We start from the raw sequence: 13,611 nt of genomic DNA, 5'->3' as shown, positions 1-13,611 counted from the left end.
AAAGTATATTATTCCATATAATATGATCAAACCAAATGGAAAAAACAATGTTTTTTTTATAAACCGTTTCATAAATACCTAAAATTGAAAATAAATAAACTGTTGTTCCTTTCCACCAAACCAGAATATAGCAATGATTATAAGATAATAAGCTGCGTATCTAAATGCTGGCTTCCATTTTTCACCCAAATGAGCTATTGCGAATTGACCTTCTCGTCCAACCCATTCTATTAACATAAAAATTGACAATAGCACAAGAATTGTCTTATATTTCCAATAAACACTTATTGCTAAAAATGATTCTGGATGTGTAAAAATGCCTGCTATATATTGAAATGCATGATTGATATTTTCAGCTCTAAAGAATATCCATGCGAAAACAGTTAAAACAAAAGTTATTCCCATTAAAGCAAACTCCTTAAGAGTAGGTAAAATTTTGCCCTGTGCAACGACATTTAAGTTACTTCTATTACTCTTAGTGAGCAAAAGTGGTAAAAAATATATTGCATTTAAGGTTCCCCAAACAACAAACGTCCAATTTGCACCATGCCAAAACCCACTGACTATAAAAATTATAAATGTATTTCTTACTTTCATTAAAGTTCCTCCACGACTACCTCCTAATGGTATGTATAAGTAATCTCTAAACCAAGTAGATAATGAAATATGCCAACGTCTCCAAAACTCTGCTATATCTCTAGAAAAGTACGGAAAGTTAAAATTCTGCATGAGGTCAAATCCAAAAAGTCGAGATGTACCAATTGCAATATCAGAATAACCAGAGAAATCACCATAAATTTGAAACGTAAAAAATAAGGCTCCTAAAACTAAAGTGCTTCCGGAATAATCTGCTGAATTATTAAAAATTTGGTTAGCAAACTCGGCACAGTTATCGGCAATAACAACTTTTTTAAATAATCCCCAAAGTATCTGACGCATACCATCAACAGCTTTATAATAATCAAACTGTCGTTTTTTATAAAACTGAGGTAATAAATGTGTTGCTCTTTCTATGGGACCAGCTACCAATTGTGGAAAGAAACTGACAAACGCAGAAAAGGCTACAAAGTCCTTAGTTGGCTCTAATCTTCTTTTATAAACATCAATAGTATAACTCAAGGTTTGAAACGTATAAAAACTAATTCCAACAGGTAAAATAATATTTAATGAATTTGCATTGATTTCAGTTCCAAAGAAAGAAAAAGCGGAAACAAAGTTGTCGAGAAAGAAGTTGTAATATTTAAAGAAGCCAAGAAATCCTAGATTTACTAGGATACTAACCCATAATAATATTAATCTATTTTTTTTATTGTTTTCAGTTTTAAGTCTCCTTCCAACCAAATAATCAATTATAGTACTAAATAGTATTAATGACAAAAATCTCCAATCCCACCAACCGTAAAACACATAACTTGCTATGACAATTAATAAGTTTTGCAGTTTTAAATTCTTATTAACTACAAACCAATAGAGCACAAAAACTATCGGTAAGAAAATTGCAAAGTCAATTGAGTTAAATAGCATTTGTTCGGTCTATTCTTAATTTCTAATATTTACCTAAGTGCAAGTTTACAAAAAATCTTACCAAGTGTATTTGTCGTTTTATTCTTGATGGCTGACTTATCAATCTGTAAGTCCATTCCATATTATTTTTTACCCACCATTGCGGAGCTCGTTTTACATTACCTGTGTAAACATCATAACTTCCACCTAAACCTTGATACACAGCCTGATGCGATTGCTGGATTTTTTCCATCAAATTTTCTTGCTTAGGCGAACCCATGGCCACAAAAACCACATCTGGTTTATGTTTTTTAATATCTTCAATTAATGCTTGCTCTTCGTCTTGCGTTTTAATGTAGCCGTTTCTGTAATTACATATATTAATGCCTTTAAATTCCGTCTGTAATTTTTTTACCGTTGCATCAATAACTTCTTGCTTTCCTCCAACCAAATAAAACGTTTTGGTCTTGTAATAATTTTGAACCACATCTAACCAAAGTTCACATCCTGGAATTTTAACCACATGTTTAGCTCCTTTTTTCTGAAGTGCCCAAACTGCTCCAATGCCATCAGGATATCCGAGGTTTCTATTAATTAAGGCTCTACTATCATCTGTTGCATGAAGAATTTTTTCGGCATTAACAGCCACCATAATTTTATGATGATCAAATGCATATTGCATAAGCTCTTCTCTAGACTTTGGAGCAAAGGTCATCACTCCGTTCAACGACTTAGCTTCCATGTTTTTGAGTTTTAGTTTCTAATAAAAAATGTGCCATAGCGTTAAACATAAACGCATTACTCCATCTCATATAGGATATTTTTGAACTCATTCCCTTTTTTAACTGGTAATAAAAATAGCCTTTTTTGTGTTGCATGTTATCAATTGTCCAATCTAAAACTTTTGACAATAATGCTTCATGACTTTGAAACACATTAAGTTTAGACAAGGTCACAATCACCTGGGCAGGACAATGTATATCAATAGGATAGGTTTTATTATGGTAATACTTTGGCATTCCGTTCGCTTCGAAAAAGTGTTTTAAGTAATACGCTGTTCCTTTTTCTATATACGTCTGAAAACTAAGATCATTAGTATTTTGCTGATAGGTTTCAATAGCATCTAAATTAAAACCTGTATGAAAACTATCTTTCCAGGATTGTACAGGAAGTAATCCGTAAATCCAGGAGCCATCATCTTCCTGCAATTCACAAGCCGCAACAACAGCCTTCTTAGCCATAGTTGCATGCTCCTGGTTTTTAGTGTATTTATACGAATAGCTTAAGATTTTCGCACCAAGCAGAGACGCATTAATAACCGTATTATTACCATCTTTGATGCTGTACGAAAATATAATTCCGTTACCATGTGGTGTTCTTGACAAGTCGTTTAACACAAAATTTGCAGCAGATAAGGTTTCTTTTAAAACGGTTTCATTTTTAGTGATTTCATAGCTTTCGAGTAAAGCTTCTACACAAAAACAAGTAGCTACAACAGTTGGTGTATGTTTAGGAAACAAGAATAAACGTCGTGCTTGCCAATCGAAATTATAACCCCAAGCTGAACCAGAATACCCTTGACTTCTTAAACTTAATAATAAGTCTGTTATTTCATTTATTTGCTTAAGAATTTCTTCTTTGGTTCCAAAATCTTCACAGCCACTTTCTGCTAATTTGTATAAACGACAATAGCCTAAAAGAAAAAGGCCTATGCCTTTAGCATTGTGTTCTTTCGGAACTAATAATAGCTTTCTGAAATTTATAGGACTCCTTTTAAAACCCTGAATCCAGGCTAATCGAGCTAAATCCCAGTGCTTTAATGGTAAGGCCTGAAATATTTTAGAGTTTAAGCCATCATAAGGATCCCAACCTTTGAAGTTTTCGGATTCACAATAGGCTTTCAGTTTTAAAAAACTTGTATTTATTTTAGATGTCAACTTGCTGTCCTCCACGTTTTACAGATTCTAAAACTCCAAAAGATGCTTTGGTTACAGCAACGATGTCTTCAAAAGGAATTGGTGCTTTCCCATCTGTAAGCAACCCATTGACAAATGCGTTAACCATTTCTTTCTGACCTTTATTCTGGTTGAGTATTTTATGTTTCTTAGGCTTGCCCTTACCGTAAATTTTTAATTCTTTAAAGTCGTTTAGCGTTGCTGACATTCCTGCTGAAAAGACCTCAACATATTCTTTAGTAAGCGATTTTGACCCATTAGCATAATAGCCAATAACACCAGACGATCCATTTTCAAATTGAATTAAAATATTCAAGGTATCATTTAATTGATTGGCATCAGGAAGTGCTGTAGCCGATATTTTTGTTGGAAGGCTTCCGTTGAGATACGTTAAATAGTCAATAAAATGACATACTTCTCCCAAAACGCGTCCGCCTCCAATTTCTAAATCCTGAATCCAGTTATCTCCAGGAATTGCGCCTGCATTAATTCTATAAATCATGGTCATTGGATTATTTCCAACGGCCTTTTTTATTTTTTCAGTTAAAGGAGAAAACCGTCTGTTAAAGCCAACCATAACCGCTTTATTGGTTTTTGATTGTAAGTCGATAATAGATTCCAGTTCAGATTCTAAAAGACACAAAGGCTTTTCAACGAATACATTTTTATTCGCTTCTAAACTTTTTAAAACATATGGTCCATGAGAATCATGACGTGTTGCTACAAAAACTGTATTTGTTTTATCGTCTAAAACGTCATCTTCATTTGTAGCGCAAAATTGAAATTTAAATTTTTCAGCCACACGCTTAGAGGTTGTGCCTGTATTGGTTAGAACACCAACACGACCAACGTCGTTACTTTCTGGTATATTAGGCAGCAAATTTCCCTGTGCATAACTTCCAGCACCAATAAAAGAAATATTTATTTGTCCGAGTTGAGTGGCTTCAGACGTAGAAATTTTAGATTTTGAAACTGTTTTATCCAGATCATATTTAAGCGCAATACCTGTAAACGGTTCGGCTTTTGATACCACAAGATCGAAAGCTTCTTTGGCATTTTCAAACTCAAATTCGTGTGTTGTGAGGTAATCAATATCAATACGCTTGGTTGCAATCAAATTTTGAAAGGCTTCCATGTTGCGCTTTTCTGTCCAGCGTACATAAGGTAACGGATAATCGATTCCTTTTTCTTCGTAATTTAAATCATAACGACCAGGACCATAAGAGCAGGCCATTTTCAATTCTAGTTCTTTACGATACCAGAACGGATCACGATCAAAACCTGTAGGTACAGCACCTAATACAACCACTTTACCTTTTTTACGAGCAATTGCACCTGCAAAATTAATAGGATCCAGACTAGACGTCGCAGCTGCAATGATTACAGCATCTGCACCATAACCATGCGTCGCATTTTGTATTTGCTCTTCAGCACCTGCAGCGTTTCGGGTAAGTCCTAAATCGACTACATTATGATCAACAGCTTGTTTAACGGCAGCTTCGGAAACATCGATTCCTATAACAGTTACTCCAGACGCTTTTAAAATTAAAGCAGCCAATTGACCAAGTAATCCGAGTCCGATAATCACACAAGATTCGCCCAATCGCAAATCGGCCTGACGAACACCTTGCATCGAAATCGCGCCTAAAGTATTATAGGCTGCATCTTTAAGATTTGCGTTTACATCCAGTTTAACACATAGATTAACAGGTACTGAAACAATTTCAGCATGATTAGCATATCCAGCTCCAGCACAAGCCACTTTGTCTCCGACTTCAAATTCTGTAACACCTTCACCAACTTCAATAACTTCACCTGCTGAACTGTATCCTAATGGTGAGTAGGCATCCAGTTTTTTCATCACAGCTCTATACGTTTGAACAGGACCTTGTTTTTTTAAAGTATCAATAACCTGTTTTACCTGCTGAGGCCGTTCTTTAGCTTTTCCGAGTAAACTTTTACGAGCGGCTACCACTGTAGAACCTTCTGTTCCCGCACTTATGATAGAATAGTGATTCTTAACGATAACCATACCTTTTCCAAGTTGTGGATAAGGTACATCTTGAATAATCATATCGCCAGAACCTAATTTTTGTGTCAATTGTTGCATTTAAATGTGTTGTTGTTGTTTCATAAATAAATGAGGTCTTAGTAAGAGCAAGCCAAAGAAACCCCAAACTAAAATATTATAGTAATAATAGGATCCGGGAACTAAACCAATACAGTCGAAAAAATACATTCCAAATAGCATCATCCCAAAAACTCTAATATGACTATTAATTTGAAAAATATGTTTTAACATACGAAAAATAAAAAAAATTAATAAGACTAAACCAATGATACCATTAATAACTAAAACCCTAAAAAATTCATTGTGGACTGGTCTATTAATACCATCACCAAACCATTGGAAAAACATACTTTGGTGATTTAGCCATTGGTCCCAATAGTGTTCCCAGATATAACCACGACCAGCCAAAGTGTAACGCGCATCTTTTACTTCTCCTGTCTGGTAACCTGTTTCCTTACTAAAGAGTTGTTCAATATTATCGAAAACCACGTTTCCAAAAGCTAGCATAAGGATACTAAAACCAATAAGAATTGGCACAGCTTGTTTTAATTTAGTTTTAGAAAAGAATAAAATAAGTATTACCCATAACACAACAATCCCAACTGCTGCTTTACTAAATGCCAAATATACGGATATCGAAGCTCCTCCTGCCAAAGCAATCAAAAATGCTTTAAAATAAGGGTTGTTAGTTTTAAACACTGATTGATAGACCAAAACTGCAAAGATTGACATTAAACCATAAAAGCGAACAGGAAAACCATCGTGATAAAAACCCACATAACGGGATAAACCCACTGTAGTTCTTTCTCTAAAAATCACTCCTGTTTGTAATTGAAATAGACTTACAGCCATTGGGAAAATACCACAAATCATAACCGCTATTAATAATTGTTTAAGACGTGCTTTGTCTGTTACCAATAATGGAATTAAAAAGAATGCTAAAAATATATTTAAATTCAATGCTACAATCTCTGCGGAAGGCACTGGATTTGAAGCTAATGCCCAAACTACTCCTAAGGTCAAGGCTGCAAAATGAATTTTTGCAGTAGATAGCCAAATACTTGGAAACATTTTCCTTGAATAAAAAATCTTATAAAATAGCACAGGAGTTAAAGCGCCTTGGATAGACATTATAGTTAGTGGACCAAAACGATAATCCCAATAAGCATCGATTATCGATTTTGTAGCTACCATGATCAACAAACAGGCAAACATCCCTTTTTGGGTTCTGGCAAGGATCATCGCCAAAAAAATAAGAAATGGAATTAGAATCATGAGACGTTTGTATGTTTCTTTGGTAAAGGTCTATAGGGCTTTTCTAATTCCTTTAAGATTTTAATTGGATTTCCAGCTGCAACTACACCTTCGGGAATGTCTTTATTTACGACAGATCCTGCGCCAATAATTGAATGACTACCTATGGTGACATTACGCATTACAACGGTGTTAACTCCAATAAACACATGATCACCAATCGTTACATATCCTGTTCCGTTGTCTTCTGAATTTATGATATGTGCAGCTCCGTCATGTGATAATATATAACAACCATGTGTTATTAAACAATGGTCTCCTATGGTAACTTTACCTCGTCTCACATCAATCTTTGCTCCAAGACTAATCATTGTGTTTTTACCAATTTTTGCTCCAGAGGCTCTGAGAAATGACATTTGAAGAAACCTAAGTAGATTCCCTAAATAATGCACCATTTTTCGAATGATTATTTTCATGTGTTTATATCTATTACTTTTTTAACGACACATGCTGTTCGCTATTCATCATCCCTTTGCTTTTAAATCTCTGGCATGCTCGTTTCATGAATCTAAAGTTTTTAAAATTATGGTTTTAAAATCATGAGCAATCTTTTCTATAGAAAAATTTGAAACTACATTCCTTCTATTTTCAGCTCCAATTTCTGATCGTTTGTCTGGATTAGACAATAGCTTTTTTAGTGCGCCCTTTAAGTTTTCTAATTCTCCTGGAATAAATGAAAATCCATGCACCCCATTTTCATAAACTTCTCGATGAGCTCCCACAGGTGTAAACACAGCAGGTTTACCAATGGCCATAGCCTCTAGTAAAGACCTCGAAAAGCCTTCAGAATATGAGGCTGTTAAAAAAATATCTGTAGACTGTAAATGCTTCATTTTATCATCTCCACTAATAATACCTAGATTTTTATAGTTATCTTTATAAGCCGAATTCAATATCTTATTTTCAGCTTCGAACGGATCTTCATAGTCTATTTTTTCTCCTGTATACTGATTGTAAAACACACCTCTTTCTCCTCTTCTAATATTTCCTGCAAAATAAAACTTTATATAAGGAAACTCACGGCAAAGGTCAGGAATTATTTTTAAAATATCAGTATAGCCTTTGGCTTTAGTCATATGTCCCATTACAAGGATCTTTCCTTGCTCAACTTCCACATCGAATTGATCAGAATATTGGTTCACATCCATAGCCTGATAAAGCACACTAACTTTTGAAGTATCTATGTAAGGAGCAAATTGGTCTTTAAGATATTTAGCTTGAACTATCGCGCAATCTACCTTTCTTAAACTAAACCCTATTAGTTTTTTCACCAGACCATTAAATTGTTGAAAATTCAATTTAAAATGACTTCCTCGTAAATGAATAATAACCTTAGCACCAAAAAATTTGCTTAATAAGATGGTCCAAACATCCCGACCAATCCAACCTATTTGTGTTGGCGTAATAGGATAATACACACAATGAATTTTATTACCAATTAATAATTTCAATAGTTTGGAAAAGAAAATAAAGAAGTTGGTTAACATTGAAATATCCAATTTCCCTTTTTTAGTATTATCACTTCTGAAATTTGTTTTTAGGAATTTTATATCAAATGCTTCATTCAAGGTTTCTGATTCCAAAAACTGTTGCATACTCAATTCAGGACCAGAATAAGGTGGTGGTGTTGGACCAATAAATAATATTTTTGTTTTTTTACTGGTCAAAGTCATAACATTGTTATTTTCATAGTACAAAACTAAAAATTTAAAGCTTCTCGAATTTCATTTATGAAATATTCTGGTATGTCTTCATCTTTTTGAAGCGTCAGTTCGCGTTCAGGAGTATCGTAATAAAGATTTAAAAAATTGCTTTCAGGAAATATGATTGGCATTCTTCCCAGAAAACTAGCCCATTTGTTAAAAGTACTTCCTTTTGAAGCAATAATAACTTTGGAATTACTTAATCCTAGGATATCGGCTATACTACTACCAAATGATATACGCTGTACATTTTCCATTTTCAGAAGATCTCTAAGTTCTTCATCCTCGGCATCGGAAAATATATAACATTTTAAATTTGAATTTAATTTTTGTCTTATTTCCGTTAAGGTATTTACAAAAAATGAAAGTTCTGTACTTCTTGAGTAGCGTTTAAAATCACCAAAACGTATGTGCATACAAATCGAATTAGAGAAATCAAAATCTAAACCCTTTTTATGTTTAGGATTGGTAATCTTAATTAACTCATCATAAATTAATTGATGATCGTTTAGAAACGCATTAAACCCAGATTTGCCATCAATCTCAAAGGTTTTAACCTGTTTTTTTGTAGTATCAGTTTCGCTAGCTTCAAATTTAGGATAGGTATTCAAAATATACTGCTTTCGCAAACCATTTATATAGTACTTATTAGTAAATAAATTTGCGTACAAGCGTTTATCTTTATCATTATGCCTCCATTGGTTGAATGAGAACTGAGGCCAAGTTGGTGCAATCATGTTTTTAACGTTACCGTTCTTGTGGGCATACACATAACATCTTGCCCAGGCATTTAATAAATTCCCTAAACCATGCGCATAGCCAATTCTAATTAACCCTGTATCTATTCCTTTTTCACTAAGTTTTGGCCAGTAATATTCCATAATAATCGTGTTTTTCAAGATTTTGAAGTAGTTAATAGTGTAGCCATTTTTTTGACCCAGTTTTCAATGGATAACTGTTTCCCCTTGGCATAGGCCTCTTCACAAAAGTTTTGTAGCTTTTTAGGTTGGCCTAAGAGTTCTTTTAATCGTTCAAGGTTTTGGGTGTCCTGACCATATTGCAGCACCAGTCCATTTACATCATCTTCAATATAATTAAATTCTGGTGGTTGGGTTGCGCTTTTAAATGTCACATAAGGTCTACCATAGAAAAACGCATGGTTAATGGACAGTCCGCTATGGCCTGGCACAAACACCAGGGCACTTTGGGCAAAAATTTCAGAAAGTTCTTTTTCGTTGGTAAGCGAACCGTAACATATAATTCTTGGATTTGCCTTGCTTTCTTCTTGTACCATCGAGACCATAGGGCCGTCCCCAATGATGTGGAGCATGAGATCAGGAAGATGCTGTGAAAGCGTCTTATAGTAATTTAACAAAATGTCAAGGCGCTTCTTTTCTACAAGCCTTCCAATAAACAGCAAGCCCATGTTCTTAGCAGGTGGGTAGTTAAACGTATAAAGACTCTTGATTTCTGTATCGTCTAAAGTATTGCTAACCCAGTGGGCTTTATTTTTATTCACTAAATGGTGTTTAATTGCAAAATCATAACAATGCCGGGTATAAAACACTAAGGTATCGTACCAAGAAAACACCCACCGACTCAAGAAAAAATCTAGCTTTAGACTTTTGTTAGATCTTAAATGGGAGTGGTTATAGCTTATCAATTCAATACCTAGCCATGGCTTAAGTAAGGCCAAGACCATGATGAGCGGCAAGTGTTTTTTCTCGGCTGGCATGAGCACTTTATCCGGACATTCTTTTCTTATAGCCTTAACGGTCTTAAAAATAACCCGAGGACTCCAGGAAAACTGACGTTCTACAGCATTGACATTTATAACTTTAAATTGTAGTTGCTCATCAAGAGGTGCATGACCATCCTTGGTGTGTAATTTACCGGCAACAACAAACAAGTCCAGCTCTTTAGACAACAAATTCAAAAAACGAGCCTTATAAAAATTAAGGCTTGGTGCAATCCATAATAATTTTGTCATAGTGTCCGGTTTTGTAACCATTGTTGAAAAATTAAAATGCTCCACAATTGGTTGTGCCAACGTTTTTTAGAATGGACATGTTCCTCCCACATTTTGATAATCTTATCACTGTCTAGGTAGTTTTGGTTTTTGAAGGCTTGGCTATGCAGCAAATCACCACTCCAGGCTTTTAAAGGTCCTTTGAGCCACTCTTCTATTGGAACCCTGAACCCAGCCTTTTTGCGGTCAAAATAAGAAGCCGGAATATGACGGTACAGAACTTCTTTGAGGATTCGCTTATTAGTGCCATCTAATATTTTATGATGAACTGGTAGACCAAAAGCGAATTCAACAATTTTATGATCCAATAGTGGAGCACGACATTCCAAACCATTATGCATGCTGGCTCGATCAACCTTAGTCAAGATATCATCAGATAAAAAATGTAAGCAATCGGTAAGTTGCATCCAGTCATTAAAATTATCTAGTCTTACATGACCATTTAGAGCATCCAAATTATTGGCATAAGTTGGATTAGATTGCATGATATCAAAATGCCAGTTTCTATTAAAAACATCAAAAGCATCGTATTGTGACTTAACCATAGGTATTAATCGTTTTAACTTGGGAATCCTTTCCAAGGCAATAAAGGCTTTTGAACTTTTAGGCATCAATGTCCTCAGAGGTCTAGAAATACCGTCGGCCATCGCTAACAGTGGCACTGCGAGCTGAGCTTTTTTAGGACCTATAGAACGAATACTATCCCAGAGTTGGTTGGTTAATAGATATTTGGTATAGCCGTAAAAAAGCTCGTCTCCCCCATCACCTGAAAGAGCCACTTTAACTTTCTGTGCCGTCATTTTACTTAGCATATAGGTGGGAATTTGAGAGGAATCTGAAAAGGGTTCGTCCCAAATATCGGCCAGTTTGGGAATGACCTCCAGTGCATCATTGGCCGAAAAATAATGCTCATGGTGATTGGTACCCAAAAATTGAGCTACATCTTTGGCATAATGTGCCTCATTATATTTTTTTTCATTAAATCCTATTGAAAATGTGTTAATGGGCTGGTTGTTCTGTTTTTGGGCCAGAGCTGCAATAACTGAGGAGTCTATGCCGCCAGATAAAAATACGCCAAGAGGTACATCGGACATAAGTCGTCTTTTAACAGACGATGATAATAAGCTCTCCAACTCGTCCACAGCTTCCTTAAAAGGTCGCTCATTTTTGGGTTGCATTGCAACTGATTTGATATCCCAGTAACATTGCTGAGGAGAAACGTCCCTTCCATGATTTGAAATCTGAACATAATGTCCTGGTTTCATTTTAAATACACCGTTATAAATACTGTAGGGCGACGGTATATAAAGGTATTTTAAATACAAATCTATGGCACTGGGATTGATGGTTGGTTTAAAATGAGGATGTGTTTCAAAGACCTTAAGTTCTGAAGCAAAATAGAAAGTACCTTGGTTGATTCCAAAATATAAGGGTTTCTCACCCATTCTGTCACGAGCCAAAGAAAGTGTTTGGGTTTTTCGATCCCAAACCGCTATGGCAAACATACCGTCTAACTTCTTAAGGGTAACTTCTATGCCCCACCGTGTAATAGCCGCCAAAAGCGTTTCAGTATCTGAATGACCAATCCATTTGTGGCTGAGTTGTTTCCTTATTTCCAGATGGTTATATATTTCACCATTAAAGACCAAGACGAACTGTCCGCAGGAAGATACCATAGGCTGATTTCCGTTTTCTGTAAGGTCTAAAATGGACAATCTCGTATGACCAAGATACAACGGCTCTTGAGGGTCTGACCAAGTCCCATTGGAATCTGGACCTCGATGCCTAAGCTTTTCGGTCATGAGCTTGATGTTCTCTTGAGAGCTGTCCGCTCCCCAATATCCTAAAATACCACACATATGTTTCGTTTTTTTGTTTGGGTCGTTAAAGCCTCGTAGCAAAGACCAAAGATTGCTGCCTTATTGGAATGTCATGTTGTAACTTTACAATCATAACAAGTTCTTATAAATTTTATAGTACTCTTGTTCCATACGCTCAATACTAAAATTAGCTTTTGCATAATTAATTCTTTTAATGGCATTCTCAGCTTGTTTTGTTTTATGTTTCGAATAAAACAGTAACCGGTCGGCGAGTTCCATTTCATTATGTACAATATTCTCTGGTTCTAACGGTTCAACCACTTCTTTTAGGCCGCCCGAATCCTTAAATGCCAAAACCGGTAAGCCATGTAAATAAGCTTCTACAGCTATTAACCCAAATCCTTCATTATCTGAAGGGTGTACCAGAACATCAAACTGTTTGTAATATTTGTCTACATCATTTGAATAACCAGCCAAAGTTATATGGGATTCTAATCCTAAACTTTTTATTTGTGTGTTCACTGTATCATATGCGGCTCCATCACCTACCAATATGCAATGTCCATTTCCCCCGTTTTCCAAAAATATATTAAATGCTTTAATTAAACGATCAATACGCTTTCGATGCGTAAATCGGGACACCAACCCAATTGTAAATTTAGTATTATTTATGTTTTTAGGGTTTAAGTCTTTATCCATTATGCGAATTCCGTTTAAAACAACTTTAGTTGAAATGTTTTTTAAACCATAATGCTCTTTTGCCAGATTTAAGGTGTGTCTAGAATTTGCTATAAAGACATCTACTTTATTTAAAAAGTGCTTTTTAAGGGACTCTCTAATGACATATTTAATTTTATTTTCTTTTCGAATACCCTTAGAAAGGCCATGCATAGTGTGAACCACTCTTGCATTCGAATCTTTCGCAGCTTTTGAACGAAGCGCTGAAAAATTATGTAAGTGCACGATATCAAATCTGTTAAAGGTGTGTTTGAGCGTTCTGTAAGTATTAGGATTCCAATCAAATCCGCCTTTGATGCCTGATTTAAATAGAGGAATATCTTGTAATAAGAGATAATCATAATACTGGCCTTCAAAACTATCGAGCATAATGGACACCTCCATGCCAGCAACCTTTTGGGCAATGGCCATTTCTATAACCAGACGTTCAATACCTCCAATGTGTGGACTACTGATACAGTGTAATATATTCATAGAC

General features: G+C 35.2%; 11 protein-coding genes. All 11 read right to left on the bottom strand.

The genetic code is table 11. The features are described from left to right. Window positions 1-78: 78 nt before the first annotated feature. Window positions 79-1,524: an MBOAT family O-acyltransferase gene (locus tag TD18_RS01855; RefSeq protein ID WP_040247657.1), complete on the bottom strand. Its 1,446-nt coding sequence runs from the start codon at window positions 1,522-1,524 to the stop codon at window positions 79-81. Window positions 1,525-1,546: 22 nt separating this feature from the next. Then, window positions 1,547-2,245, bottom strand: coding sequence for a WecB/TagA/CpsF family glycosyltransferase (locus tag TD18_RS01850; RefSeq protein ID WP_040247655.1), 699 nt, complete (start codon window positions 2,243-2,245; stop codon window positions 1,547-1,549). Next, a complete protein-coding gene (locus TD18_RS01845; RefSeq protein ID WP_040247652.1) occupies window positions 2,235-3,440 on the bottom strand; it encodes a hypothetical protein in 1,206 nt (401 codons plus the stop codon). Before TD18_RS01845 ends, TD18_RS01850 begins: the two co-directional genes overlap by 11 nt. Continuing rightward, window positions 3,430-5,568: a bi-domain-containing oxidoreductase gene (locus TD18_RS01840; RefSeq protein ID WP_040247650.1), complete on the bottom strand. Its 2,139-nt coding sequence runs from the start codon at window positions 5,566-5,568 to the stop codon at window positions 3,430-3,432. Before TD18_RS01840 ends, TD18_RS01845 begins: the two co-directional genes overlap by 11 nt. Continuing rightward, a complete protein-coding gene (locus tag TD18_RS01835; protein WP_040247646.1) occupies window positions 5,569-6,804 on the bottom strand; it encodes an O-antigen ligase family protein in 1,236 nt (411 codons plus the stop codon). Next, window positions 6,801-7,259, bottom strand: coding sequence for an acyltransferase (locus TD18_RS01830; protein ID WP_084205812.1), 459 nt, complete (start codon window positions 7,257-7,259; stop codon window positions 6,801-6,803). Before TD18_RS01830 ends, TD18_RS01835 begins: the two co-directional genes overlap by 4 nt. Window positions 7,260-7,343: 84 nt before the next feature. Beyond that, window positions 7,344-8,510, bottom strand: coding sequence for a glycosyltransferase family 4 protein (locus TD18_RS01825; protein WP_160289444.1), 1,167 nt, complete (start codon window positions 8,508-8,510; stop codon window positions 7,344-7,346). 32 nt (window positions 8,511-8,542) lie between these two features. Then, window positions 8,543-9,427 (bottom strand): alpha-1,2-fucosyltransferase, encoded by an 885-nt coding sequence (locus tag TD18_RS01820; protein WP_040247641.1) that lies wholly within the window; start codon window positions 9,425-9,427, stop codon window positions 8,543-8,545. Between the two features lie 14 nt (window positions 9,428-9,441). Continuing rightward, window positions 9,442-10,536 carry a glycosyltransferase family 4 protein gene (locus TD18_RS01815; RefSeq protein ID WP_040247639.1) on the bottom strand — a complete coding sequence of 365 codons (1,095 nt, stop codon included), beginning with the start codon at window positions 10,534-10,536 and terminating at the stop codon, window positions 9,442-9,444. Further along, on the bottom strand, window positions 10,533-12,434 hold the full coding sequence (gene asnB / locus TD18_RS01810) for an asparagine synthase (glutamine-hydrolyzing) (RefSeq protein WP_040247955.1): 1,902 nt from the start codon (window positions 12,432-12,434) through the stop codon (window positions 10,533-10,535). The genes TD18_RS01815 and asnB overlap by 4 nt, the downstream gene beginning before the upstream one ends. A gap of 90 nt (window positions 12,435-12,524) precedes the next feature. Further along, a complete protein-coding gene (locus tag TD18_RS01805) occupies window positions 12,525-13,607 on the bottom strand; it encodes a glycosyltransferase family 4 protein (RefSeq protein WP_040247636.1) in 1,083 nt (360 codons plus the stop codon). Window positions 13,608-13,611: the final 4 nt, after the last annotated feature.

The organism is Psychroserpens mesophilus, assembly GCF_000826645.1.
GTDB classification, from domain to species: Bacteria; Bacteroidota; Bacteroidia; order Flavobacteriales; family Flavobacteriaceae; genus Psychroserpens; species Psychroserpens mesophilus.
The sequence above is the reverse complement of the archived record's forward strand: the minus strand, read 5'-3'. Positions and strand labels throughout refer to the sequence as shown.

Excerpts from the sequence above, each read along its gene's own strand:
- TD18_RS01805 (WP_040247636.1), bottom strand. The coding sequence starts at position 13,607 with ATGAATATATTACACTGTATCAGTAGTCCACACATTGGAGGTATTGAA.
- TD18_RS01850 (WP_040247655.1), bottom strand. The coding sequence starts at position 2,245 with ATGGAAGCTAAGTCGTTGAACGGAGTGATGACCTTTGCTCCAAAGTCT.
- asnB (WP_040247955.1), bottom strand. The coding sequence starts at position 12,434 with ATGTGTGGTATTTTAGGATATTGGGGAGCGGACAGCTCTCAAGAGAAC.
- TD18_RS01835 (WP_040247646.1), bottom strand. The coding sequence starts at position 6,804 with ATGATTCTAATTCCATTTCTTATTTTTTTGGCGATGATCCTTGCCAGA.
- TD18_RS01830 (WP_084205812.1), bottom strand. The coding sequence starts at position 7,259 with ATGAAAATAATCATTCGAAAAATGGTGCATTATTTAGGGAATCTACTT.
- TD18_RS01820 (WP_040247641.1), bottom strand. The coding sequence starts at position 9,427 with ATGGAATATTACTGGCCAAAACTTAGTGAAAAAGGAATAGATACAGGG.
- TD18_RS01840 (WP_040247650.1), bottom strand. The coding sequence starts at position 5,568 with ATGCAACAATTGACACAAAAATTAGGTTCTGGCGATATGATTATTCAA.
- TD18_RS01855 (WP_040247657.1), bottom strand. The coding sequence starts at position 1,524 with ATGCTATTTAACTCAATTGACTTTGCAATTTTCTTACCGATAGTTTTT.
- TD18_RS01815 (WP_040247639.1), bottom strand. The coding sequence starts at position 10,536 with ATGACAAAATTATTATGGATTGCACCAAGCCTTAATTTTTATAAGGCT.